Genomic DNA, 24,357 nt, shown 5'->3' on the forward strand with positions numbered 1-24,357 from the left:
AATCGTTGTTCTTTCGGGCCTGGACTCGATCAGAGGGCTTCGCGGCCCGTTTCGCCGGTGCGGATGCGAACGACTTGTTCGAGGTTGTAGACAAAGATCTTGCCGTCGCCGATCTTGCCGGTGCGCGCCGCGCCTTCGACGGCCTCGATCACGCGGTCGACGAGGTCGTCCGAGACGGCCGCCTCGATCTTGACCTTGGGCAGGAAGTCGACCACGTACTCCGCGCCGCGGTAGAGCTCCGTGTGGCCCTTCTGGCGGCCGAAGCCCTTCACCTCGGTGACGGTGATCCCCTGCACGCCGATGGCCGACAGTGCTTCGCGCACCTCGTCGAGCTTGAACGGTTTGATGATGGCTGTGACCAGCTTCATGAGTTTTCTCCTTCGGATGGAAATGAAATGGTGCGGCAGCTTGGGCCGCACCTCGTTGTTTTATTTACAGCGTCTTCGTCAGCGTCAGGATGAAGCGCGCCTTGTTGGGCGAGTAGGTCGTCTGGCCGAAGGGGCCAAAGCCCAGGTCGATGCCCGGGTTCGCGACGGCGACATACGAGCTCTTCTTGTTGGCGCCCTGCACTGAGCCGGTCAGCGACAGGCCGTTGCCGAAGTCGTAGCTCGCGCCGACGTTGTAGTCGACGTAGCTCTTGTAGCCCAGGCTGCGGATGTCGCTCGACATGTTCGTGTAGCCGACGGCCGCCTTCAGCGTGACCTTGGGCACGATCTCCTTGCTGTACGACAGGTTCAGGTAGCCGGTGTTGGTGCCCTTCAGGCCCGAGCCGGCCTTGTTGCCTGCGTAGCCGAAGTAGTCCTTCGACACGGTNCTCCTTGCTGTACGACAGGTTCAGGTAGCCGGTGTTGGTGCCCTTCAGGCCCGAGCCGGCCTTGTTGCCTGCGTAGCCGAAGTAGTCCTTCGACACGGTATGCGAGTACTTGGCAGTGAAGGAGCCGAGGCTTTCATTGGCGTAGGTGGCGCCCACGTACAGCTCGGTGGTGTTGCCCGAGGAGTTGCCCGGGTAGATGTAGGAAAGCGCACCGACGTCCATGTCCAGCGGGCCGGCCTTGAACTTGTAGCCGCCGTACACGTCCATTTCGATGCTGTTGCCCTTGAGCCAGTTGACGCTGGAGTTCCAGTTGCCGACGTAGAAGCCGCTGTCGCCGAAGGCGTAGTCCAGGCCGCCCTGGATGGCGGGCTTGAAGCCCTTGGTCTTGGCGTAGTCGTTCTTGCCGATCATGTCCTGGTCCTGGCCACGGAACTTGTAGTTCGTGGTGATGGACACATTGCCCGTGAGATTCTGGGCGGGCGCTGCCGCAGGTGCTGCGGCATCCGTCGTTGCCTGCGCAAGGGCTGCGCCCGACGCGGTCAATGCAGTGGCCAGAACGATCAGCGCCTGGACGGCGGTACGGTGCGTCATCGGGAAACTCCTCGCAAGTGTGTTGTGAACCTGGAGGCTCAAAGCAGGGAGCGTGCCAAAGTGCACGAATACCGGTCCTCGCGCCCACCTGACGCTGTCTCGGTTGAGAGCCAAATCGTTACAACGTCTGTTGCGGGGTGGTTGCAGTTATCCGGTGCGCTGCACCACCGCGGGTCCGGGAAAAATCACGCACCATACTGGGGAGAGGGAGAAGAATGGGACTGTCTTTGGTGCAAAGCCGCGCTTTGCTGGGGCTGGAAGCGGCCAGTGTCACTGTCGAGGTGCATCTGGCGAACGGCTTGCCGAGCTTCACGCTGGTCGGACTGGCGGAAACCGAGGTCAAGGAGGCCCGCGAGCGGGTGCGCTCGGCCATCCAGAATGCGGGGCTGGAGTACCCCAACAACAAGAAGATCGTCGTCAACCTCGCGCCGGCCGACCTGCCGAAGGATTCGGGGCGCTTCGATCTGCCGATCGCGCTGGGCATCCTCGCGGCCAGCGGGCAGATCGACAACGCCCGGCTGGCCGGGCACGAGTTCGCGGGCGAGCTGTCCCTGTCGGGCGAGCTGCGGCCCGTGCGCGGCGCCCTGGCGATGGCACTGGCCCTGCACACGCGCGGTGTGGCCACGCGGCTGGTGCTGCCCCTGGACAGTGCGCAGGAGGCCGCACTGGTGCCCGACGGCGAGGTCTACGGCGCCCGGCACCTGCTGGACGTGGTGCGCCAGTTCGTCGCCGACAGCGAGGCCGCCTCCCAGTGGCCCGACCCGCCGGCCGACGGCTGGGCGCGCGTGCGTGCAGCGCCCGGCGCAGGCGTGCCGCACTATGCCGACCTGGCCGACGTCAAGGGACACGCGAGCGCCAAGCGCGCGCTGGAGATCGCGGCGGCCGGCGGCCACAGCCTGCTGATGATGGGCGAACCCGGCTCGGGCAAGTCCATGCTCGCCCAGCGCTTCGCCGGGCTGCTGCCCGCGATGAGCATCGACGAAGCCTTGGAGAGCGCCGCAGTGGCCAGCCTGGGCGGGCGCTTCGCGACGCAGCGCTGGATGACACGGCCTACGTCTTCGCCGCATCACACATCCAGTGCGGTGGCGCTGGTGGGTGGCGGCTCTCCGCCGAGGCCCGGCGAGATTTCAAGAGCGCACCACGGCGTACTGTTTCTCGATGAATTTCCCGAATTCACACGCTCTGCACTGGAAGCGCTGCGCGAACCGCTGGAGACCGGCACGATCACCATCTCACGGGCCGCGCGCAGCGCCGAATTCCCGGCGCGCTTTCAATTGATCGCCGCGATGAACCCCTGCCCTTGCGGCTACCTGGGGTCCGCATCGAAGGCCTGCCGCTGCACGCCCGACCAGGTCTCGCGCTACCAGGGCAAGCTCAGCGGTCCGCTGCTGGACCGCATCGACCTGCACATCGAGGTACCGGCGGTGTCGGCGCAGTTGCTGCTCGACGCGCCGGCGGGGGAGTCGACGGAAAGCATCCGCGGCCGGGTGATCGGGGCGCGCGAGCGCGCGATGCAGCGGCAGGGGTACGCGAACCAGTCGCTGCAGAGCGCGGCGATCGACCGGCACGCCGGGCTCGACGACGCGGCCCGCCGGTTCATGTTCAACGCGGCGTCCAAGCTCGGATGGTCGGCGCGCAGCACGCACCGCGCGCTGAAAGTGGCGCGGACGATTGCGGACCTGGGCTCGTCGGACGCCGTGCAGGTCGAGCATCTGGCGGAGGCGGTGCAGTACCGCAGGGCGCTGCACAGCCGCACATGAACGCGACCCAGCCGCCAGCGCCGGCGTACTGCTACTTGAACTCGTGCGCCACCATGGGCGCCGACTTGCTGTCCTGCACCGTCACCCGCTGCCGGTAGACCTCGAGGTCGCCGTTGCGCACTTCGATGTTGTAGATGCCCGGGCGCAGCGACAGTGACTTGAGCGGCGGGCTCACGCCGCGGTCCGCGCCGTCGACGAACACCTGGCCCCACGGGCGGACGTTGAACAGCACGCGTCCCAGGCCCGGCGCCGCCGCTGGAGCTGGTGCAGGGGTGGCGGCAGCGCCCGGGGTGCCGGGTGTCGCACCCGCCACGGTCGTCGTGGTGCCCGGCGGCTGTGTGCCCGGCACGAGGGGCACGGACGGCGGCGAGAGCCGGTTGATCTCGGCGAGGGCGTTGCGCGCCTCGCGCGCATGCACGCCGCGGCGGTAGCGGCGCAGGTAGGCCTCGTAGCCTTCGCGCGTGTTCTCGGTCTGCGCGAGATTCCAGTCTTCGGCCTCGGCGGTGGCCAGCGCGGATTCGGGCGGCGCGGCCGGCGGGACGACCGGCACGGTCTCCAGCGGTGCCAGCGGACCCGCGGCGGCAGCAGGCGCGCTGGCCGGCGTGGCGGGCGGCGGTGCGGCGGGTGCGCCGGCCACGGTTGGTGGCACGCCGTCGGTGGCGGGCGGCGGCATCGCCACCGGCGGTGCGGTGTTGCTCGACATCGGCGCGGCCGGCGGCGGCGGCGCCGGCACCATCGCGGTCTTGGCGTCCTGCGGCTGCATGCCCGAGGTCAGGCGCAGGCCGATCCAGCTGCCCACGGCCACGAGCGCGATCACGAGCCCGCCCACCAGGCCCCACCGCGGGAATGCGGGTTTCTTCTTCTGCGCGGGCGCCGCGGCCTTGCGGCCAGGCGCCTTGCTGCGACTGTCCTGTGGCGCAGGCGCCTTCGGCAGCTCGGGCGCTGCCATCGCCACCGGCACCGGTTCCAGCGGTGCCGGCGCCGACACCGGCGAGAACTGCTGCGGCTCCAGCGGCGGAGGCGGCGGGGTTGCCGGCACGGGCGTCGCGGGAATGATCACCGTCGGCGCGCCCATGCCACTCACGTAGATGTCGCCGAGCTTCACCAGCCCCAGTTCGGCCGCGAAGGCGGCGACGGTCTGCGTGCGGTCCTTGCTGTGCACGGCCAGCGTGTGATCGACCGCAGCGCAGAAGGCCGGGCTCAGGTCGGCGCGGTCCATCGAGGACAGCGGCACGTAGGCGTCCTGCACGCTGCGCACCACGGCCGAAGGCGGCGGATGGCCGGTGACCGCGCGGTACAGCACCGCGCCCAGGGCATACAGGTCGGTCCACGCGCCCTGCAGCAGGGTGTTGTCGTCGGCGTACTGCTCGATGGGCGAGTAGCCCGACTTCACCATCACCGCCACCTCGTCGACGAGGTCGGCGATCGATTTGCGCGCCGCGCCGAAGTCGAGCAGCACCGGCAGGTCGTCCTGCTGGATGAAGATGTTGTCGGGTGCGATGTCGCGATGGAAGCACTGGCTGCGGTGCAGCGTCTCGAGCGCCCCCAGCAGCGGCCCGAGCATGCCGACCAGCCAGGGCTCGGTGATCTTGCCCGGCTCGTCCTCGGCCAGGCGGCGCAGCGTGCGGCCCTTGTAGAGCTGGATCGCCATGTAGGCGGTGGAGTTGGCCTCCCAGAAGCGATGCACGCGCACCAGCGCCGGGTGGCTGAACTGCGCGAGCGTGCGCGCCTCGTTGATGAAGCTGCGCAGGCCCGCCTGGAAGGTGGCCGTGACCCGCTCGGAACGCACGTGCACGCTGTTGTCGCCCACGCGGCGCGCGAGCATGGAAGGCATGTATTCCTTGATCGCCACTTCGCGCTGCAGCGAGTGGTCGTAGGCCCGGTAGACGATGCCGAAGCCGCCTTCGCCGATCACCTCCAGCAGCTCGAATTCGTCAAGCCGGTGGTTCACACCCAGCGGATGCGGCCGTTCCTCCTGCGTGTCGGCCGGCGGGCTTGCGGTGCCGTGCGTCGTGGTCATGCTTCTTCTCCTGCGGGGCGGTGGCTCTCATGGCTCATCTGGTGCTTCATGCCCATGGCACGTGTCCCTGCGAAAACAACTTGGAAAACAACGGTGTGTTGAGGCCGCCGCCATGGGCGGCGGTGCGCAGCGGCGATCCATCGGCCTGGTTGGTCCACCAGTAGCTGGTGCTGCCGAAGGGGTCGAAACACAGTGGAAGCTCGGGCCAGCCCAGGCGCTGCCGCGCGCCCGCGCCGCCGGCCGTCGGCCCGAGAATCGAGAGGATGTCGTCCGAGCCGCCGCTGGCGGTCTGGAAGCCGGCGCGGCCCGCGGCCAGCACCTGGCTGTCGAACTGGTCGGGCGCCACGCCATGACGAATGGCCTGCAGCAGCGCGCTGCCGCACTGCCAGTACCACTCGGCCGAGCCTTCGAGCACCGACGGGCGATAGTTGCGCGCGGCCACCTGCAGCGTGATGCAGACGGGGTAGTAGCGGCCCACGCGGTCGCAGCTCGGCGCGATGCAGCCGAACTGCACGGCGTCGACGCCCTGCGTGGCGGGAATGGCGAAGTTCCACACCGGTGCCACCGCGTAGTGTTGCGTCATCGCATCGGGCCAGCGCTTGAAGCTGCCCAGGCCGTTCTGCATCCAGCGGTCCCACCAGGCCTGCAGCTCGCGCGGCATGCGGCGATAGAGAAAGTCGCCGGCGGCCGGCAGCTTGCCGTACCAGCCGATCTGTTCGTCGACTGGCACCCAGGCGTGCGGAGGGACGCCGCTGTTCATGCCGGCCACCTGCCTTGCTCCTTCCCCCTCTGGGGGAAGGCTGGGATGGGGGCAGGCAGGGCGCCCCACGGAATCGCCGCGTGCCCCCACCCCTGCCCTCCCCCAGAGGGGGAGGGAGAAAGAGCAGACGCCGCGCACAAGGTGTTGTTCATCCTAGGATTTCCCCGGGCACGAGAAGCTGTTCATCTGCGACAACCGCAGCGGGTTGTAGACGCTGTTCGCCGTCACCGCGAGCACCACCTTCTTGCCCTGCAGGTCGAAGCTCGCATTGAACGATTCGGGCGAGCTGCCCGCGGAGATCGAGGCCTTGTCGAACAGCCGATGCAGCGCCCACGGCCCTTCGGTCACGATGCCGCCGGCCGGCGTGCCGTTGGCGGTGGTCACCTGCAGGCGCACCTGGTTGCTGTTGCGCGGGCCCGGCCACTTGATGGTGCTGGGCGCCTGCGGGCCGTGCGCGTAGCGCACCGTCTGGCCGTCGACGTCGAGCGTGAACTGCGTGAGCGCCGCGTCCATGTCCTCGGGCCGGATGTCGATGGTGAACGAGGGTGTGCGACCGCCCGCCATGCCCGAGAAGAACACGTCGCGGATGGCCTGCGCCTTCTGGAACGAATCGAGGTACGCCGAGCGCCCCGCCGCGCTGCCGTCCACGCCGCGCTTGAAGGCCCACGGGTTGACCGAGGTGTCGACCTGCGTGACGAGGTTCTTCTGGAAGAAGTCGTCCATCATCCCGCCCGGCGCGAACAGCTGCGCGAAGTCGCCCGAGGCCACGTCGCGGTTGGAGCCGCGAGTGAACGGGTAGCGCCCCGCGATCGCCTGGCTGCAGAACGAGCCGATGCTGGCCGCAGCGCTCTGCCCGATGTTCTGCCGCGTCACCGCCGCCGCCTTCGACGACGCGGTGGCCGAGAGGTCGTTCAGCATGCCCTGGAACGGCACCGGCAGGCGCCCCGCCTCGGCCTGCACCTTGGTGACCGAATCGCTGGTCGGCGGGATGTTGCCGCTGCGCAGCGCGGTGTCGGTGGCGGTGAGAAAGTTGTAGAGCTCGTTGATGAGCGCGGCCGTCGCGTCGATGGGCGCCTGCCCGCCCTGCTTGGGCGCGGTCACCATGCGGCGCAGCGGCTCGAAGTGGTTGTCCACCAGCGACTCGGGGCGGTCCACGCGCGTGTTGCGGCGCTGGCTGCCGTCGGGCTGGCCGATGAGCTGCTCGATGCGCTCGCGCGTGCTGGCCACGCGGTTCTGCGCCTGGTCGAGCAGGCTGCGCGCGGCCTCGTCGTGGTTGCGCAGCAGGTCGGTCTCGCGCGCCGCGCCGCGGATGAGCCGCGACATCGGCGACTCCGAGGTCGAGAGCACGCGCGTCATCTGGATGCTCTGCAGCAGCGAGCGGCTGTCGGCCAGACGGATGTCGACGAGGTAGTCGTCCCACACCTTGATGTAGTCGGTGAGGTAGAGCCGGCGCACTTCGCGCAGCAGCAGCTCGCGCGAGGTGATGTCGGCGATGCCCGGCGCGCGGATCTGCAGCACCCAGCGGTCTTCCTGTTCGAGCGACAGCGTGGTCTCGGCGATGCGCTTGTCGAAGATGTCCCAGTAGCCGCGGTAGGTGAACAGCGTGGGAATGCCATCGGTCAGCGGCTTGCCGCTGGCACGGCGGATGACCAGTGCCGACTCGGCCCCGCCCGCCTCGGCGATGGTGAAGGCATTGGGCGGGCTGGTCTGCAGCAGGATGCGGCGCAGCCGCGCATAAGAGCGCTGCGCCAGCGGCACGCCGGCCAGGCGCTCGCGCGTCTGGGTGATGAGCCTGTCGTCCTTGGCGAAGGGCGAGGTCACCACGCGTCCCGAGAACAGCGCCTTCAGGTGCGATTCGAGGTTTGCGCGCTGCTCGCGCGTGAGCGAGGCGCCGATCTTGCGGTCCACGTCGGTGAGCAGCCAGGCCTGCAGGAAGTCGGCGTCGTAGCGCTCGGCGTCGTACAGCATGAGGTACGCCTTGAGCGCTTCATAGCTGTACTCGGCGTCGATCTTCGCGGCCTCGCGCAGCGACTGCTCGACGCGCTGCGCGGCCTGCGGCAGCAGCACGGTTTCGAGCGCGCGCTGGTAGACGCCGTCGGTCGCGGCCTGCAGCTTCTCGCCCTGGTAGAGGCCGAAGCGGTACGAGGTGGGCGGATCGCCGATGTCGAAATGGTTCGACTTCGGCAAGTCGCGCAGCTTGTCGAGAATGAGCAGCGAGCTCGCGATGTCGCCGCTCGAATCGACCACCGTCGGCAGCTCGCCGCGCGCGGCCGCCTTGTTGAAGGCCTTGGCGTTGGTGTCGACCTCGGCCACGTAGTCCTTGTTGTTGCGCCAGCTGTTCACGCAGGCACCCAGGAACAGCACCAGCAGCACGCCGATCGCGCAGTAGCCCGCGATGTCGATGGCCCGCTTGCGCCGGTACCAGCTCAGGTTGGTGCCGGCCACGCCCGCGTCGCGGAAGATCACCTGCTGCAGCAGCTCCTTCAGGAAGTAGCTCTTGCCCGGGCCCGGCGGCGGCGCCGGCGGCGCGTTGACCTGCAGGTAGCGCTTGATGGCGCCCATCACGCGGTCGAAGGCCGTGCCCTCCTGCGTGCCGCTGGTGAAGTACACGCCGCGCAGCATCGACGCGGCCTCGAACTTCGACGGGTTGAACACGTCCGCCAGGAAGGTGCCGAGGATGTCCTCGAAGCTCGCGAACTGCTGCGGCAGCAGGTAGGCCTGCGCGCGGCGCATCGGGTCGGACTCGGCCGCCAGCAGTTCGGGCAGGCGCTCGTCGAGGCGCTGGTGCAGCAGCTTGTATTCCTGGTGGAAGCGCTCGCGCAGGTCGCCGCTCACCGGGGCCGCGCCCTTGCCCTTGCCGGCCTTCGCGTTCGCCGGGTTGCCCTGGATGGGGAAGGTAAAGCCCCACACCTGCTGCCGCTCGGCGCGGCCCAGCGAGCCGAAGTACTCGTTGAAGCCGGCCAGCAGGTCGGTCTTGGTGACCAGCACGTACACCGGGAAGTCGATGCCCAGGTCGTTGCGCAACTCCAGCAGCCGCTTGCGCAGCGCCATGGCATGGCGCGCGCGCTGCGCATCGTCGGCCAGCGGCAGGTCGGCGATGCTGATGGTGAGGATCGCGCCGTTGATCGGCTGGCGCGGACGAAACTTCTTCAGCAGCTCGATGAAGCCCTTCCACTCGCCCTCGTCGGTCTCGCGATTGCTCTCGTGCGTGGTGTAGCGGCCCGCGGTGTCGATCAGCACCGCCTCGTTGGTGAACCACCAGTCGCAGTTGCGCGTGCCGCCGATGCCGCGCACGGCGGCCTTGCCGAGCTGGTCGGCCAGCGGAAAGTCGAGGTCGGAATTCACCAGCGCGGTGGTCTTGCCCGAGCCCGGCGCGCCGATGAAGATGTACCAGGGCAGCTGGTACAGGTACTGCCGGTCGAACAGCGAGAAGCGGCTCGCGGGCTTGCCGTCGGCGTCCTGGCCGAAGCGCATGTTCTTCAGGATGGCCGTGGCGTCGGTGAAGCCGCTCTGCAGCTCCTTGATCTCGGGCGCGTCCTCGGGCTTGGCCTCTTTCTCCTTCTTGGAAGGCGTGCGCAGCTGGTTGAGCAGCTGCGCATTGAGGCGGCGCTCGCGCCACTTGCGGTAGATGACGCGCACGAGCCAGATCGCGAACATCAGCACGATGACCGCGATACGCACGATCTCGTCCTCGAGCGGACGGTAACGGCCCACGGCGATGGCCGGGCCGATGATCCAGATCAGGAAGGCGAGCGCGACCAGGCCCAGGAAGACCCACAGGTCGCGGCTGATGAGAAAACGGAAGATGGCGCGCAGCATCAGCGGGTGCCTCCGGGCTGCGGAGCGGGAGTGGGCGCCACGAGCGGCGCGGAGGTTGCGGGCACACCGGCAACGCCGGAGACGGGCGCCACCAGCAGCGTGACCTCGACGCGCCGGTTGCGCGCGCGGTTGGCGGCAGAGTCGTTGGGCACGATCGGGTCGGCATCGCCGCGGCCTTCGGCGCGCAGGCGCTGGGGCCGCGCGAGGCGGGTGGCGATCATTTTCTGCACCGCGTCGGCGCGGGCCTGCGAGAGCTGCCAGTTGGAGGGAAAGCGCACGCTGCGGATCGGCTGGTCGTCGCTGAAGCCGCTGACCAGCACGTTGCCTTCCACGGCATTGAGCGCATCGGCCACGCGCGCGAGCACCGGCACGTAGCGGTCGAGCACGCGGTCGGAGCCCGAGGCGAACAGGCCGTCGCCGCGCAGCACCACCACGCTGCGGTCGGCTTCGTCGCGCACGGTCAGCAGGCCGTCGCGGATCTCGGGCTCGAGAAAGCGCTGCAGCCGCGGCGTCGGTGCCGGCATGACGACGGCGCGCTCCGTCTGCGGCAGGCGCACCGCGTTGACGGCCGCGAAGGCGCCGTCGGAATGGCCCGCCAGGTTGAAAGTGAGCAGCGCGAACACGAGCACCAGCAGCACCGCGGCCACGGCACCCACCGCCCACACCGGCAGCCAGTTGCGCGTGCGGCGCACGGGCGCACTCGCGTCCTGCCAGTGCGGCGACAGCGGCACGGCGATTTCGCCGCGCGTCTGCCGGATGATCTGCAGCAGCCGCTGCTTGAGCGTTTCGAGCTGCGTGCGGCCGTTGTCGATGACGCGAAAGCGCCCCTCGAAGCCCATCGCCAGGCAGAAGTAGATGAGCTCGATCAGGTGCAGGTGCTGCTGCGGGTTCTGCACCAGGCGCGACAGCAGCTGGAAGAACTTCTCGCCGCCCCAGGTCTCGTTGTGGAACATCACGAGCAGGCTCTGCGACGACCAGATGCTGCCGCCCCACGGCGTGAGCGCGGCGGCCTCGTCGACCGCCGTGCACAGGCAATAGCGTGCGCCGATGATCACTTCGGGCGAGATGCCCGCCTGCTGTGCGCGCGTCTCGAATCGGCGCACCTCGTCGACGAGGTGCTCACGCAGCTGCGAGGGCGCGGCATGGTGGCCGGTGGCGCGGATCTGCGGGATCAGGTCGAGCAGCGGGTTGGCCGCGGCCACCAGCGGGTTGTTGCCCGCGAGCGCCGTGTCGCCCGCATGCGGACGCCGCGAGTCGTGCCATGCAGTGAAGGACTCGGGCTGCGCGCCGAGGCCCCCGATACCGCCGGCGCGCGAGGCGGACGGCATGCCGCCTGCATCGCTGCTCGCGTTGCCGCCGCCGGGGTTCGGCGGCACGAAGCCGCCCGGGCCGACGGCCATGTCGTTGACACCGTTCATAGACTCCCTCACGGACGGATGGCCCAGAACTCCATGGCCAGGCCGGGAAAGTCACCGGCCAGGTGCATCGCCACGCCGCCGGACTTTTCGAGCTGTCGCCACATGTCGCCGCTCTTGTCGAGTTCGAAGTAGTGGTAGCCCGCGTTGTACGGAATCTGCCGCGGCGCCACCGGCAGCGGCCGCACCACCACGCCCGGCAGCTGCAGCTGCACGAGGTCGCGGATGCGCTCGACCGAGCCGATCTTCACCTGCGTGGGGAAGCGCTGCTGGATGGCATCGGCCGGCAGGTCGGCATGCACCGCGAGCACGAAGCCCGCGTTGCGCACCAGCACCGGGTCGGGCATGCGGCCCACGCGCACGCCGTGGCTGCGCTCTTCGAGTTCGATGGCGATCGCGCTCTGTTCGAGCACCGCCGACAGCGAACGCCGCAGCTCTTCCAGCAGCGGGCGAATGCAATCGTTGAGGTTGTCGTGGTCGTACACCGGCCACAGCACCGGACGGCGCGTGGGCGAGGTGTGCGTGGCCAAATGGCAAGCGAGCTTGAGCCAGTCGACGAACAGCTCCTCGGGGTGCACCTGCACCGCTTGCTGCGCGTGCCAGGTGAGTGCAAGGTAGCGATTGACCAGTTCGAGCAGCAGGAAGTCGGAGACCTCGCTCACACCGCCGCGCCCCGGCTGCGACAGCCGTGAGGCCAGTGCCTCGGAGCGCTGCGTGAGCAGGCCGTGCAGTTCCGCGATCATGCTGCGCAGCATCGCGTGCGCCGAGGCATCGAGCACCGGCGGAATGTAGTTGGCATCGACCACCAGCTTGTGGTCGGTGCGCCGCTCGATCACGCGCACCGCGCCGATGGCCTGCCACTCGGCGGTGAGCGAGGAAGCGCGCGCCAGGCGCAGGCGCGGCGAAGCGAGCTGCAGCACGGCAGGACCGAGCGCAACGGCATTGCCGTCGTTCACCTCGCGCTCGATCACACCGAAGCGCGCGGCCGAGCCTTCGTCTTCCGAGAAGATGACTTCTTCGCTGCCCGGCCTGCGCAGCGGCAGCGCGAGCACGATGAGTTCGTCGGTGAGGTCGTTCAGTACTTCGTAAGGCAGCGGCGCGTCTTCGGCGCCGAACGAAAACGGCGTGCCATCGGGCATCACGCCCGCGCCGCCGAGCAGCGACACGCGGCCCAATGCGTACGCGTCACGATCGATCTCGAGATGCAGCCAACCCCAATAGGCGCCTTGCAGGCCTGCGGTACGTCGGGTCACGTACTGCTCGACATAGCGTTCCATTTGCTGGAAATGCTGCGGCCGCAGGTACATCCCTTCGGACCACACCACGCGATTCGCCAACGCCTGCGGAAGGGCGCCGTTCTTTGCGGCGCCCGGATTGCGAACTGTCACCAAAAGACCTCCTGGGGAGTGCTCACGTCGAAGCGGAAGATGCGCTGAGGAGCGGCCTCCCGGTCCACTTGTTTTGCTCTTGATGCTACACGGCGCGTCTTACGTTTTGCACCGCAATTCGCTAGCTAATTTCTCGCACTTTCGTACTAGCGAATCAAATTTTTGAGGAGAAATTAACGACTTGGTAGCAACTCGATGCCCGTCTTGCGGATGGCGACCTGCACGGCCTGCTCGCTCGGCGAGAACTGCCACACCTTGTACAGGTTGGTCTGCTTCGGCTCCTTCAGCGGCAGCACGATGCGCCAGCGCGCGGCCTCCAGCTTGCGGTAGCCCGCGATGATGCCGATGGCGCGCGAGTCGAGGCCCGCCTCGCGCTTGAACACGCGCTCTTCGCCGCTGCGCATGATGGCCTGGTCGGCGTTCACGAGCTCGGTCATGAGCGTCTCGCGGTCACGGTCCTGTAGTGCAAAGTAGTCTGCCGTCTCGAAGTTACCGGAAGATTTCAGTTCGAAGACTTTGACGAGGATCGGCGCGGCCTGGCCGCGTCCGTCGGGGTTGACGCCATCGTCGATCTTCACGGTGATGGCGTAGGGCGTGGGCATGGACTTGGCCGTCGATGCGCATCCACTGATGAGGCCCGCAAACAACGGTGTGGTTGCAAGTGCGCCTTGTAGCAAGCTTCGTCGATGCATTGAATTCTCCCCGGGGGTTCGCGGCCTATATTATCGAAGTCGTGCGCCTTTACGATGGCGCATAACGTGCATGTCGCAACACAGCGGCACACTACTCAAGCATTGCCTTTTGCAAGGTAGGAGAGAAGATTGAAGTCATGTCTGCCTGCTCTGGCGCTCGCTCTTATGGTGATCGCGGGTTGCACGACCACACCACCGCCCGATCCCGCACCGCAACCCGAACGGCTGAGCCAGCAGGTGGCACGCACCACGCTCGAACGCGCGCAGCAGGCGTATGACGAAGGCGACTATGCCAAGGCCGTCAACACGCTCAAGAGCGGCGGCGTGTCGGTGTTCGACGCCGCCGAGCCCGCTACGCGGCTCGATGCGATGAAGCTCGAAGCCTTCAGCTACTGTGTGGCAAACCAGGTGCCCGAATGTCGCACGCAGTTCCGCAAGATCCTCGATGCGTTCCCGAGCTTCGAGCTCAACGTGGCGGAGCGCAAGCATCCGGTGTGGGGGCCTGCGTTCGAGGCCGCCAAGCGAATGAAGCGCTGATGAAGAACACCGCGGCCCTGCAGCCGCTGCTGTTGCTGCCGAAGCGCGGGAAGACGAACACGGAGAAGCCATGCTCTGGACAGTGATCGAACATGCGGGCAGGCCGGTGGCCGCGGGGCCCTCGGCATTGCTCGCGGCGCCCGGCGGAACGATCGGACGCAGCCCCGACAACCACCTCGTGCTGCCCGACGAACAGCGCCAGATCTCGCGCCTGCAGGCCACAGTGCGCTTCGACGACGACGGCGTCGCGGTGCTGCGCAACATGAGTGCCGTGCTGCCGATCAGCGTGAACGGACGCTCGCTCGCGCATGAGCAGGAGGCGCGCGTGGCCGATGGCGACCGCGTGGCGATCGGCAGCTATGTGCTGGAGGCCGCGAGCCCGCTGCGTGCGCCGCCCGTGACGGCTGCAGCACCGGTGCAGCCATTGCAGCCGCTTTCGATGGCAGCACCGCCGATGGCCGCGCCCGTGTCGGCGAGCCCCGTCGATGCGTTGCTGCCGTCCTCCGGCGCATCCGACGTGTTCGCCGATCTGTTCGGCGAAGGCGCGCTGCCCATCGGCGACACGCAGCCCACGGTGGCAATGCCAACGCCGCCGCGGCAGGCGCCCCCTCCGGCTCCAGCACCCGTGGCGGCGCCGGCGCCCAGCGAATCTTTCGCAGCGCCCCTGCAGCCATCGGCACCGCCGCCACCACCGCCCCCGCCAAAGACAAGCCCGAGCCTCGCCTCGTCGCAGATTCCTTCCGCTGCGGACTGGGACGCCATCCTCGCCAACGCGCCGCGCCGTGTCGACAGCACGCCCGCGCCAATGCCCGACCCGATGGCGCACGAGCCCTTCGAGCTGCCGTCGCAGGCGCGCCGCAACCCGGTCGATCCGCTTGCGGAACTGAACCCGGATGCGGCCAACGACATGTCGGACATGGCGCTCAAGCGCGGCGTCGATCCGCTCTCTTTCTTCGCGGCCGACGAAAGCGCGCACTCGCCGCTGAGCGATCCGCGCCCAACTGCGCTGGCGCACACCGATCCGCTGCTGCCGGGCGACACGCATCCCGCGCTCGACCTGCTGCAGAACAACAGGCCAGCCGTGCAGGGATACAGCCAGTCGAACCATGCGCGCGAAGTGGCGGCACAGTTTCGTCCGCCGAATCCCGTGGCGATGCCAGCGCCGGCACCCGCACCTGCGCCCGTTGTCGAGCCGGTGAAGGTGGAGGCACCGCCGCCTCCGCCGGCGCCCGTTCCGCCGCCTCCAGCGCCTCCGCCACCGTCCCCACCCGTCGTGGTGCAAGGGAGCCCGCCCGCGCCGCCGCCTGTCGTGGCTCCGCCGGTGGCTGCCGTGGTCGCGGAGCCCGCTGCTGCGCCCGTCGCGACAGCAGCGGCAGGAGCGGCAGCAACGCAGCAACCTGCGGCGCAACAACAACCTGCAGCCCCGTCCTCCTCGTCGGAAGCCCTCTTCAAGGCGTTCCTCGAAGGCGCCGGCGTGCCCGAGGTCACCGGCCAGCAGCCGCTCGACATCGAGGCCATGCAGCGCCTGGGCCGCATCATGCGGGCCTTCACCGACGGCACCATCGACCTGCTGTCGTCGCGCGCCATGCTCAAGCGCGAGGTGCGCGCCGAGATCACGATGATCGTGGACGAGGAGAACAACCCGTTCAAGATCCTGCCCAACGGCCGCGCCGTGCTGATGCAGATGTTCGGCGCGCGCATGCCCGGCTTTCTGCCGCCCGAAGCGGCCGTGCACGATGCGCTCGGCGACCTGCAGTCGCACCAGCTCGGCATGGTTGCCGGCATGCGCGCCGCGCTGCTCACGCTGTTGAAGCGCTTCGATCCCGCAGCACTGAACAGCGCCACGCCACACGACGGAGGCCTGGGCGAGAAGCTGCTGCCCGGTGGCCGCGAGGCGCGCCTGTGGCGCGAACTGCAACAGCTGCACACCGAGACCACCGCGGCCGTCGAGGACGACTTCCAGGCCGTCTTCGGCCGGGCCTTCCAGCAGGCCTACGACAAGGAAATGGAAAGATTGAAGGAGGCGCGCCGTGCTTGAACTCACCCGCGCTTTCGCGGTGCCGATATCGACCTCGCAGTTCTCCTGCGTCGGCGAGCGCAGCGGCAACCAGGACGCCATCGGCTACCACCTCGACGAATACAACGCCTGCTTCGTCGTCAGCGACGGCGTGGGCGGCAACGCGGGCGGCGAGCTGGCCGCACGCCTTGCGGTCGACACCGCGCTCAACACCTTCGTGCGTAACCCATCGGTGGAGCAAGAGGACATCCAGCACGCCGTGAAGGCCGCCAACGATGCCATCCTTGCCAAGCAGCGGGAGCTCGCCGACCAGAGCAGGATGAGCGCGACCATCGTCTCGCTGTTCGTCGACCGCACCAGCGGCCAGGCCTGCTGGGCCCACGTGGGCGACAGCCGCCTCTACTGGTTCCGCCGCGGCGCGCTGATGCAGCGCACCGAAGACCACAGCCTGTCGGAGCGCTCGGGCGAAGCGGCACTGGGCAACGGTACCAATGGCGGTGAACGCCTGGTCAAGACCAACCTGCTGTACCGCGCGCTCGGTGCCAGGGCCGCGGTGGAAACCACCGTGTCGACGCCGCAGCGCCTGGCCGACGGCGATGCGTTCTTGCTGTGCACCGACGGCTTGTGGCAGCTCATTTCGCAGCAGGTGATGGAGCGTTCATTGCAGCTGGCCGACAGCGCCGAAGAGTGGCTCGCGCTGCTGCGCCGCGCGGCCGAGGCCAAGGCCGACGAGTCGCGCGACAACTACTCGGCGCTGGCGGTGTGGGTGGGGTTTCCGCAGCAGGTGACGCTGGCGGGCACGGCCAGGCCCGTCTGACGATCGCGGGAAGCGGCGCGCTTTCTCAGGGCGCCAGCATCAGCACCTTGAACTGGCTCGGCACGATGCGCATGCCGACCATGTTGCAGCGGTTCTGCATCGTGATGCTGGTCACGCGGGTGGCCGGCGTGCCCTTGAGCAGTACCGTGAACGCGCCGGTAAGGTGACGCGATTGCTGCATGAAGGTCTGCGACACCACGCCGCCCAGCGCCCCAGGCTGATCGCCCAGGGTGATTGGCGTGGTCGTAGCCATGTTGTGTGCCGGCATCGCCATGAAGAGGATGTTCCAGGCGTTCGGTACGGCCATCGGCCCGAGGGCCATGTTCGGAAATGGAATGGGCACCGGCGTCTTGCAGACGTCGGGGAATGCCATGTCCATTCCCATGAGCTGACAATTGGCAAACATCTGGTACCTCCTCGCTTAGCCCATGTGGATCTGAGCCGCGTCCACCTTCACCAGCTCCTGGCCGGTGACCATCGTGTGGTGGCCATGAATGCGCACCGTCTCGCTGGCCTTGTAGTCCATGTGGCCCGCACGCACCTGGTCGACTTCATCCGTCAGGCGTAGCGTCTGACGCGTCATCTGCACGATGCGATCGGCCACGGTCTCGAATACCTTGCCGACCAGCCGGACGCTTCCTGCCGCGGCCTGCACGGAGCGCGTCACCAGCCGCAGTTCACCGATGTCACACTCGCCCTCTTCTGCCTTGAGTACGAAGCGCTTGTCCGCGCGAAGCCTGAGTTCCGAGGCACTCGCGATGGTCACCCGGCCGTTGCCGGTAGACGCGAAGGTGACGTCGCCCGCCGCCTCGATGCAGCTTGACGACGCATCGGCCTGCTCGATCACGGCAATCAGGTAGGCTCGCGCGCTGTCGGGACCGGACACCAGCACGGTATCGCCGCTGGCCGGTTTGAGCAGGCAGCTCGCCGCGCGCCGGCAAACCCAGACAGCACCCTGCTCGTCATCGACGGTGACACGTCCATCCGGCAGCAATGCGGCAACCACCCCTTGGAAGTGAACCGGAGCCGTCAGCTTCGAGGCTTTGCGCAGTGAAACGACTGACATGAAGATCTCCTTGTTTCGATGGGTCAACAGTGGAACGGACAGGCCTGGCAGCATCAGCGCAGCGGAAGGATCTCTTGAGCCTTGAACAGCTCCGGATCGTTTTCGATGATGCCAGCGCTTCCCGAGAAACGCGCATCTGCGCGCGCGGCCCGATGAAAGCGGGTGCGCAGGAAACGTGCATTGCGCAAATCCGCGTCATGAAGTGCGGCATAGGAAAAATCAGCATCGTGCAGGTCCGCGTCGCGAAAGCTGGCACCCTTCGCCTGCGCGCGATGGAACACGCTCAGCGGCAGGCGCGAGCGGCTGAAATCGGCACCTTCGAGTTTGGCGTCGGCCCAGATCGACTGATCGAAGATGGCATCGCTGCAATTCGCTTCACGCAGATCGGCCTCCGGGAACATCGTCTGGGCGGCATCCACTGCGCTGAAGTTCGCCTTGGCAAGCGCGGCGCCCTTGAAGTTGCTCTGGGTGAGCACGGCGCCGCTGAAATCAACACCTGCCATCGCGCTATCGGTGAACTGGCAGCGCAGGAAGGCGGTGTGCGGCAAGCGCTGACCTTCGAGATTGCACTCCATCAAGATCGAGCCATCGCATTGGACCTGGGCGAACTCCACCGTGCGCAGATCCATGCGAAAGAACATCAGGTGCAACAGCTGTGCCCCACGGCAATCGAGCTGATGGACCCGTGATTCGGTGATGACGATCTGATCGCAAATGCTGGGCTTCAACACAGCATGCCCGAGCTCGCATCTGACAAAAGCCACGCGCTCCATCTGCGCTTTCCCGAAATCCGCGTGAGCCAGCGAAGATTCGAAGAAGTTGGTGTCCTGCATGAACGCGCGGCCGAGTTGCGCGGCCTCCAATCGACACCGAAACACGCGCACGCCTCTCAAGCTGGCCGCCGACAGGTTGGCTTGATCGAAGTTGCATTGCGCCAGTGAACTGTCGTCGAGGCTGGCGCCACGCAGATTCGTCCGGCTCAAGTCGACGTGCTCCATCTGTGCCCCCGACAAGTCGATGCCGCTGAGGTCCTGACCCGCGAGACTCGCTTTGACTACCGGTTCGCCATGCCGAATCTTGTCCAGAAGTTCTTCCACTGTCATCGAACCGGCTCAGTCTTTCTTGCAGGCAAGGTCTTGGCTCCCTGGGTGTAGGCGCCGATGAAGGTGGTCGAACCGTCGATGGCGGCCTGTGACACGTCGGCGCGAAACAGATTGGCATCCTGCAGGCTGGCAAAGCGCAGGTCGGCCTTGGAAAGATTGGCGTCGATGAGGTTGGCACCGCGCAACGAGGCTTCGCGCAAGTCCGCGCGAATGAACAGGCTCTCGCCGGCATGCAATTCCTCCAGCCGCGCGCGCCGCAGGTCGCACTCGGAGAAGTCGCAGCCGTCAAGGCGTGCCTTCGCGAGGTCAGCGCCGACCAATATGGCGCCGCGCAGGCCGCACTGCCTGAGCGAAGCGGCGCAGAACACGGCCTGCACCAGGCTACAGCCATGGACGAAGGAACAGGTGACGAGGCTGGCCTCGGTGAAGTCGACCCCCTCCTGCGCATCGACGGCGACGAAAGCACAGGCGTTCAGCGAGGCGCGTACGAAGGATGTTCCCTTGAAGCTGCACTCGACCCAGCTCACCTGCTTGAACGCGGCGTCGTCGAAAGCGATGTCTTCCAGTGCCAGCTTGACCATCGCCATTTGCTCCCAGTGCGAGCCGCGCGCATCGCAGCGCGCCCATTCGCTTTCGAACAGATCGGCTTGCTTGAACGCGGCCTTCGCCAGCACGCAGGAACGAAAAATGGTCTTGCTGCAACGCGTCTGCACGAAGCTGGCCGCCGTGAAGTTCGCCCCTTCGCATTGCGCGCCGCCCAGATTGGCCTCGTCCAGCCGCGCATCGGTGAGCGAAGCCCGGACAAGCCGCGCCCGCGCAAGCACCGCGCGCGTGAAGTTGCAGCCATCGAGCCGCGCGTCGCTGAAGTCGACGTCTTCGAGGTTCGCTCCCGTGAAGTCGGCACCGCGCAGATCCAGACCCGAGAGGTTGGCACCGACGAAGCTCATGCCTGCGAAACGACGCTCACCGCTGGCTGCGGCCTCGAGACGCCGACGCAGCCGCCTGGAGCGCAGGCTGCTGGCCGGCGGCGCCGGCTCGAGCAGGTGTGCGCCGTAGAGGTGCCCCATGCGCGCGCTGCGTCCGGCCTGCTCGCGCAGCCGCGCGCTATCGGCGGCCTCGTCGGATGTGGGGGGTGTCCGGCGCTCGCGCGCCGCGTCTTCCTCGAGACGCGCGAGGTCACGCAGCAGGCGGTCCGGGTCGAACCGGCGCTGCACAGGCTTGCCGGTCCGCGACGCCACCTCTGCCATGGCCTTGTCGATGCTCGCCTTGATCTCGCCGGACAGCTTGTGCGGATCCATCTGCGACAGCGGCGGGATATCGATATCGGGTTGGATGGCAGCGGGCATCCCGTGTGCGACGGCCTGAGCCCGGCTCTCGGCGCTGCGGGCAAGGGCCGCCTCACGCATTTGCTCGAGGGCTCGATCGGCCTTCTCGGCGAAGTCGGGCAGATCGTCCGCGGAGGCAGGCGGCCGCAGATCCGGTTCGGACTGGGGCGGCAGATACTGCTCGGGATCCAGGCCCTGCGCCAGCAGACGGGCACGCATGCGTTCGCGCTCGCGCTGCCGGCCTGCGTGCAGATTGCGCGCCAGCGGAAGCGAGGCGATATCGGGCATCTGGTCGCCTGCCCATGGCCCCATGATCGCCTTGGGGACCAGGTCGCTGTCGCGCAGGACCAGCACCGCCTTGGCTGGATCGATGCGCTGCTGCAGCACCTGTTGGTAGTGGGCGAGCGGCCGCGGCTGCCCGCGCAACTCGAGCGCGGGCATGACGTGCTTGACGTCGGCCGCGTCATCCTCTGCGATGGGCGATGCTCCGTGCCAGACCAGGATGACGCGCTCGACGTGCGGAAAAAACCAGGCCGTGCTCAGGTGCAGCGAAATTTCCGACAGCGCGCCACCATCTTTGTGAAAGCTGGCGAAGCAACGCGCCTGCCAATCGGGCAGCTGGCCGCGCATCACCGGCTGCCGAGGGTGCATGTTCCACAGTTCGTAGGCGGCGCCCGGCGGCAATTCGCGCCGGCCGGGCAGGCGCTGGTCGGGAGGTGCTGCATTGAAGTAGCGCCAGTCCATGTCATCGGCGAAACCCGGGTACTCGTGCTGCAGCCACTGCTGGTCGTAGGCGCGCCCCATCAGCGCGAGCCGCTGCGGCCGATCGGGGGGCACGGCGCCGAAACCCGCAGGCACGATGCGCCGCCCGGGTGCGTCCTGACGCGCGCCGGGCAACTCGACATTGGGAAGCCGGCGCGTCTGTACGCCGTTGATCGTTTCATCGAAGCTGCCGACGCCTTCCGGGTTTTCGGACTCGCCCGGGCCGCCATAGGCATGTGCCCAATCCAGCCTCAAGCGCTCGAAAGGCTGGGGAGGCGTAGCGCGGCCGTCAAGCCAGTAGCGATCACCGCTCACCAGCAACGACTTGGCCTGACCATGGAAGACGGCCTGGGCCGCGCACAGTGTCTTGTCGTCCTGGTGCGCCGTGTACGCATAGCCGCTGACCAGCCACTCCGGCTCGATCTTGGGCACGCCCAGGTCCAGCACGTTGCCAGGCCCAATCTCGTCCGCCGCCAGCTTCCAGAGATCCTGGTCGGGCATCAGCAGCGGCTCGGGCGCCAGGCTCGCCATCGCGAAGACCGAGACGCCCAGCAGGTCTTGCCGCTGCCGCCGGAAGGGCCGCGTGAGGATGCTCAGGCGAAAGGGCTTGATGGTCTTCATGGGGCAGCGGACCTGCTTCAGCGCATCGGCTGGTCGATGGCGATCTCGCGCGAGACCGGATCGAAGCGCAGCTTCACGGAGCGCCCCGGGGCGAAGTCGGCGAGCTTCACCGGACTGATCGGGGCGTCCAGTTCAGTCTGGTAGGCGGGCAATCCGCCCTCGGGCTGTACCTGGAGCTTGAGCCGCACGATGATATAGATGCGCGCGACCCGAACGCCCGTGTCATAGCTCTCGAGCACCATCGCCACGGCCGGCTGGCCCGTACGAAGCACCCGCTCGGCGCGATCCGCACCCATCACGTCGCGGTTGACCGCACTCTGCACATGCATCACGCGCAAGACATGGCGCTTGCCCAGCGTGATCATCACGAACGCCAGCAGCGCGACGACAGCGATGGGGACAATCAGATACCAGTACTTGGTGAACCACACGGCGAAAAGATCCAACATGCGCCCCCGTCTCAGAGATAGACGGTGATGCCTCGGGGATTCACCTTGATCTGGGACAAGTCGATCTTTGTCGCCTTGTTGTCCGCCGTGAAAACCGTCTGGGTGGTGGTAAAGAGGCCGACCGCGCCGCTGGCGGAATACACGTCGAACTTGTTGATGGCGCCCGTGATCGAGTAGGCGTTGAAGCCCAGGTTCTGGGCGGCGACGCTGATCACCGCCACGTTGGCGAAGACGGCGACCCCGTTGATGCTCACGGTCATCCCGTTGATCCCCATGTTGAAGCCCTTGAAGGCAATGCCCCAGTCCGTGAACGTGACCTTCTTTGCCGACTTGTCCTCCACATGAGGTGCATCCAGGACGATCTTGGTCGGTGACTTGACCGTGATGTCCGACTTGGTGCTTTCCAGGTTCATGGGGCCATCCGTCGTTGCGTTCAACGACGTGTTTGCATGCACCTTTTGCGCCCCCTTGACGAGATAGTCCTCGTCGCCGTCGACCGTCACCTTCTTTCCCTTGGTGTCTTCGGTATACAGACCGACCACCTTGGTGGTCTGGGGGCCATCGATGTCTTCCTTGAGCGACGTACCGATGGTTCGCTCTTCGCCGCTGTCTACCGTGTCCTTGCGCTTGCCGGTGACATGGATGGTCTGATTCCCGATGACATCGACCTGCTGATTGCCACCATCCACCTTGATGAACTGGTCGCCGCCGTTGACGGTGATCTTCTGCGGCCCGCCCTTGTTGACCGTCAGCGTGTGCGGACCGTTGATCGTCTCGTCCAGGGAGGTGTTGGTGGTGTAGTTGTCCGCGCCTTCGATGGTCGTGGTTCTCTTGCCTGCGACCGTATCGGTTTCATCGGCTTCCACGTCGATCTCGAAATTCTTCTCGGCGTGAATCCGCACCAGCTCGGAGCCCGGCGCGTCGTCCAGGATGAACTCGTTGGCATTCGCGGGCGTCCCGTCCTGGCTGCGGCTCACGAAGCCGCTCACCGTGACTTTCGCAGGCAACTCGAGCGGCGGCATCTGGTCCGAGTTGTAGACGCGGCCGATGATGATCGGCCGGTCAGGGTGCCCGCCGATGAAATCGACGATCACTTCCTGGCCCTTGCGCGGATGATTCACCGCGCCGTAGTTCGAGCCGGCCCAGGCGCTGGAAACGCGCACCCAGCAGGAGCTGTTCTCGTCGCTCTTGCCGTAGCGGTCCCAGCGAAACTGCACCTTCACGCGGCCGTATTGGTCGACCCAATACTCCTGGCCGGCCTTGCCCACCACGGTGGCGGTCTGCGGTCCGTTGGTGCGGGTCATCGGCGTCACGCGCGGCGGGCGGAACGGGTACGAAGTCGGCTGCACCGCAAAGCTGAAGCTGTACTGGCTGTCGGCGGCGCCGCTCTCGTAGCCGCCTTCGCGCAGCGCATACGACACGGACACGATCAGGTATTCGCGGTTGTCGTCCTGCCGCGGGCAGTTCTGCATCGTGAAGCGGTAGCCCGGCGCCATTCCGCGCACGCTGCTGTGGCCGATGTCCCGCTCGGCCTGCGACTGTGCCTCTTCGAGCCTGATGCGCGAGTAGTGCTCGCCCTGCTCGGCCTCGCTGAAGCCGCCGAGCCATTCGTAGATCTCATAGGTATCGTGGGGATTGCCGCGCGGCTGGCTGCGCATGCCCATCAGGTCGGCCTTCGACTTCTTGAAGTCGTAGTCGTCCACCACGTAGGTGCCGGGGCGGATTTCCTCGGTCACCTGCCATTGGTCGATCACTTCCTGGAAGGGATCGGGGTTGCGGTCGGCCGCAAGATAGCTGATCCTGGGATAGCCCGGCAGGGTGTCGTGCGCGCCGATGTCGTCCGCGAGCACCAGCGTGTGCTGGTTCTTCTCGTGCCTGAAGTAGTAGTAGATGCCCTCATGCTCCATCAGCCGGCTCACGAAGGCGAAGTCGGTCTCCTGGTACTGCACGCAGTACTCCCACTGGCGGTAGGTTCCGCTGAGCTTCTTCTCGACCGCGAAGTTGTAGTCGGCAAACACTTCATCGAGGATGTCGACGACCGACTTGTTCTGGAAGATCTTGCAGTCGCTGGTGCGTGTCAGGTACCAGAGCCAGGGCCGCACGGTGGCGCGGTACACCACGTAGCGCGACGTGCTGCTCTCCCTGCCGATCATGGTGAACCGCACGATCTGCCCGTTGAGAAAGCGCGGTTCTCCGGCCGTGAGTATTTCAAGCGAGAGCGGCTTGCCCAGCACCGACTTCATGTCGAGCGACACGCTCGGGCTCAACAGGTCCACCTCGAACTCGAACAGCTGCGACAGCCCCTCGGCGCCATGCATCGAACGGAACATCAGCTGGTCTTCCGCCAGGGGCGTGTGGACTTTGACGATTCGATTGGCCATGGCTTGCTCCCTTTCTTCGC

Annotated in this window: 18 protein-coding genes and 1 pseudogene; 4 read left to right on the forward strand and 15 right to left on the reverse strand. The window is 67.1% G+C overall.

What is annotated here, in order from left to right; translation table 11 throughout:
* Positions 1-29: 29 nt before the first annotated feature.
* The 3 genes and pseudogenes from glnK to ASD05_RS29900 all read right to left on the reverse strand — a co-directional run.
* Complete coding sequence (gene glnK / locus ASD05_RS04370; protein ID WP_007833403.1) at positions 30-368, reverse strand: P-II family nitrogen regulator; 339 nt, start codon at positions 366-368, stop codon at positions 30-32.
* Between the two features lie 64 nt (positions 369-432).
* Positions 433-813, reverse strand: a 381-nt coding sequence (locus ASD05_RS29895; protein ID WP_321164870.1) for a TorF family putative porin, incomplete at its 5' end; no start/stop codon positions are given.
* A gap of 1 nt (position 814) precedes the next feature.
* Positions 815-1,405: pseudogene (locus ASD05_RS29900) on the reverse strand (TorF family putative porin); the annotation flags it as partial.
* A gap of 215 nt (positions 1,406-1,620) precedes the next feature.
* On the opposite strand from ASD05_RS29900, the gene ASD05_RS04380 reads away from it, so the two are divergent.
* The gene (locus tag ASD05_RS04380; protein WP_056588216.1) at positions 1,621-3,165 is read left to right on the forward strand and encodes a YifB family Mg chelatase-like AAA ATPase; all 1,545 of its coding nucleotides are present in this window, start codon (positions 1,621-1,623) and stop codon (positions 3,163-3,165) included.
* Between the two features lie 31 nt (positions 3,166-3,196).
* Here ASD05_RS04380 and ASD05_RS04385 read toward each other — a convergent pair whose 3' ends face one another.
* The 6 genes from ASD05_RS04385 to tssJ all read right to left on the reverse strand — a co-directional run bounded on the left by ASD05_RS04385 (position 3,197) and on the right by tssJ (position 13,259).
* Positions 3,197-5,185, reverse strand: a complete 1,989-nt coding sequence (locus ASD05_RS04385; RefSeq protein WP_056588219.1) for a serine/threonine protein kinase — start codon at positions 5,183-5,185, stop codon at positions 3,197-3,199.
* Positions 5,186-5,231: 46 nt separating this feature from the next.
* Positions 5,232-5,945 carry a type VI secretion system-associated protein TagF gene (gene tagF, locus ASD05_RS04390; protein WP_056588423.1) on the reverse strand — a complete coding sequence of 238 codons (714 nt, stop codon included), beginning with the start codon at positions 5,943-5,945 and terminating at the stop codon, positions 5,232-5,234.
* 153 nt (positions 5,946-6,098) lie between these two features.
* Entirely contained in the window at positions 6,099-9,764 is a 3,666-nt protein-coding gene (gene tssM / locus ASD05_RS04395; protein WP_056588222.1) for a type VI secretion system membrane subunit TssM, read from the reverse strand.
* The gene (locus ASD05_RS04400; RefSeq protein WP_056588226.1) at positions 9,764-11,182 is read right to left on the reverse strand and encodes a DotU family type VI secretion system protein; all 1,419 of its coding nucleotides are present in this window, start codon (positions 11,180-11,182) and stop codon (positions 9,764-9,766) included. Before ASD05_RS04400 ends, tssM begins: the two co-directional genes overlap by 1 nt.
* An 8-nt stretch (positions 11,183-11,190) precedes the next feature.
* Positions 11,191-12,486, reverse strand: coding sequence for a type VI secretion system baseplate subunit TssK (gene tssK, locus ASD05_RS04405; protein WP_235507848.1), 1,296 nt, complete (start codon positions 12,484-12,486; stop codon positions 11,191-11,193).
* 254 nt (positions 12,487-12,740) lie between these two features.
* Positions 12,741-13,259, reverse strand: coding sequence for a type VI secretion system lipoprotein TssJ (gene tssJ, locus ASD05_RS04410; protein ID WP_056588232.1), 519 nt, complete (start codon positions 13,257-13,259; stop codon positions 12,741-12,743).
* A gap of 129 nt (positions 13,260-13,388) precedes the next feature.
* On the opposite strand from tssJ, the gene ASD05_RS04415 reads away from it, so the two are divergent.
* The 3 genes from ASD05_RS04415 (at position 13,389) to ASD05_RS04425 (ending at position 16,630) form a co-directional block, all read left to right on the forward strand.
* Entirely contained in the window at positions 13,389-13,796 is a 408-nt protein-coding gene (locus ASD05_RS04415) for a TssQ family T6SS-associated lipoprotein (protein ID WP_056588235.1), read from the forward strand.
* Positions 13,797-13,866: 70 nt separating this feature from the next.
* Positions 13,867-15,834 carry a type VI secretion system-associated FHA domain protein TagH gene (tagH, locus tag ASD05_RS04420; protein WP_056588237.1) on the forward strand — a complete coding sequence of 656 codons (1,968 nt, stop codon included), beginning with the start codon at positions 13,867-13,869 and terminating at the stop codon, positions 15,832-15,834.
* Positions 15,827-16,630, forward strand: a complete 804-nt coding sequence (locus tag ASD05_RS04425; protein ID WP_056588241.1) for a PP2C family protein-serine/threonine phosphatase — start codon at positions 15,827-15,829, stop codon at positions 16,628-16,630. Before tagH ends, ASD05_RS04425 begins: the two co-directional genes overlap by 8 nt.
* A 25-nt stretch (positions 16,631-16,655) precedes the next feature.
* On the opposite strand, the gene ASD05_RS04430 is transcribed toward ASD05_RS04425, so the two are convergent.
* Genes ASD05_RS04430 through ASD05_RS04455 form a run of 6 tightly spaced genes read right to left on the reverse strand, consistent with a single transcriptional unit; the run spans position 16,656 to position 24,337 of the window.
* On the reverse strand, positions 16,656-17,036 hold the full coding sequence (locus tag ASD05_RS04430) for a DUF4150 domain-containing protein (RefSeq protein WP_056588243.1): 381 nt from the start codon (positions 17,034-17,036) through the stop codon (positions 16,656-16,658).
* A 15-nt stretch (positions 17,037-17,051) separates the two neighbouring features.
* The gene (locus ASD05_RS04435; protein WP_056588426.1) at positions 17,052-17,696 is read right to left on the reverse strand and encodes a DUF3540 domain-containing protein; all 645 of its coding nucleotides are present in this window, start codon (positions 17,694-17,696) and stop codon (positions 17,052-17,054) included.
* Positions 17,697-17,749: 53 nt separating this feature from the next.
* On the reverse strand, positions 17,750-18,799 hold the full coding sequence (locus tag ASD05_RS04440) for a pentapeptide repeat-containing protein (protein WP_082571949.1): 1,050 nt from the start codon (positions 18,797-18,799) through the stop codon (positions 17,750-17,752).
* Complete coding sequence (locus ASD05_RS04445; RefSeq protein WP_056588251.1) at positions 18,796-21,507, reverse strand: DUF2169 domain-containing protein; 2,712 nt, start codon at positions 21,505-21,507, stop codon at positions 18,796-18,798. The genes ASD05_RS04440 and ASD05_RS04445 overlap by 4 nt, the downstream gene beginning before the upstream one ends.
* 17 nt (positions 21,508-21,524) lie before the next feature.
* Complete coding sequence (locus ASD05_RS04450) at positions 21,525-21,956, reverse strand: hypothetical protein (protein WP_056588254.1); 432 nt, start codon at positions 21,954-21,956, stop codon at positions 21,525-21,527.
* Positions 21,957-21,967: 11 nt separating this feature from the next.
* Positions 21,968-24,337: a type VI secretion system Vgr family protein gene (locus ASD05_RS04455; RefSeq protein WP_235507846.1), complete on the reverse strand. Its 2,370-nt coding sequence runs from the start codon at positions 24,335-24,337 to the stop codon at positions 21,968-21,970.
* Positions 24,338-24,357: the final 20 nt, after the last annotated feature.

This window comes from Variovorax sp. Root434 (genome assembly GCF_001426595.1).
Lineage (GTDB): Bacteria > Pseudomonadota > Gammaproteobacteria > Burkholderiales > Burkholderiaceae_C > Variovorax.

What these genes read in the sequence shown, in the direction of transcription:
- ASD05_RS04445 (WP_056588251.1), bottom strand. Translation starts at nt 21,507, where the DNA reads ATGAAGACCATCAAGCCCTTTCGCCTGAGCATCCTCACGCGGCCCTTC.
- ASD05_RS04435 (WP_056588426.1), bottom strand. Translation starts at nt 17,696, where the DNA reads ATGTCAGTCGTTTCACTGCGCAAAGCCTCGAAGCTGACGGCTCCGGTT.
- ASD05_RS04385 (WP_056588219.1), bottom strand. Translation starts at nt 5,185, where the DNA reads ATGACCACGACGCACGGCACCGCAAGCCCGCCGGCCGACACGCAGGAG.
- ASD05_RS04450 (WP_056588254.1), bottom strand. Translation starts at nt 21,956, where the DNA reads ATGTTGGATCTTTTCGCCGTGTGGTTCACCAAGTACTGGTATCTGATT.
- tssJ (WP_056588232.1), bottom strand. Translation starts at nt 13,259, where the DNA reads ATGCATCGACGAAGCTTGCTACAAGGCGCACTTGCAACCACACCGTTG.
- ASD05_RS04455 (WP_235507846.1), bottom strand. Translation starts at nt 24,337, where the DNA reads ATGGCCAATCGAATCGTCAAAGTCCACACGCCCCTGGCGGAAGACCAG.
- tssK (WP_235507848.1), bottom strand. Translation starts at nt 12,486, where the DNA reads ATGTACCTGCGGCCGCAGCATTTCCAGCAAATGGAACGCTATGTCGAG.
- tagF (WP_056588423.1), bottom strand. Translation starts at nt 5,945, where the DNA reads ATGAACAGCGGCGTCCCTCCGCACGCCTGGGTGCCAGTCGACGAACAG.
- ASD05_RS04400 (WP_056588226.1), bottom strand. Translation starts at nt 11,182, where the DNA reads ATGAACGGTGTCAACGACATGGCCGTCGGCCCGGGCGGCTTCGTGCCG.
- ASD05_RS04380 (WP_056588216.1), top strand. Translation starts at nt 1,621, where the DNA reads ATGGGACTGTCTTTGGTGCAAAGCCGCGCTTTGCTGGGGCTGGAAGCG.
- tssM (WP_056588222.1), bottom strand. Translation starts at nt 9,764, where the DNA reads ATGCTGCGCGCCATCTTCCGTTTTCTCATCAGCCGCGACCTGTGGGTC.
- ASD05_RS04430 (WP_056588243.1), bottom strand. Translation starts at nt 17,036, where the DNA reads ATGTTTGCCAATTGTCAGCTCATGGGAATGGACATGGCATTCCCCGAC.
- glnK (WP_007833403.1), bottom strand. Translation starts at nt 368, where the DNA reads ATGAAGCTGGTCACAGCCATCATCAAACCGTTCAAGCTCGACGAGGTG.
- tagH (WP_056588237.1), top strand. Translation starts at nt 13,867, where the DNA reads ATGCTCTGGACAGTGATCGAACATGCGGGCAGGCCGGTGGCCGCGGGG.
- ASD05_RS04440 (WP_082571949.1), bottom strand. Translation starts at nt 18,799, where the DNA reads ATGACAGTGGAAGAACTTCTGGACAAGATTCGGCATGGCGAACCGGTA.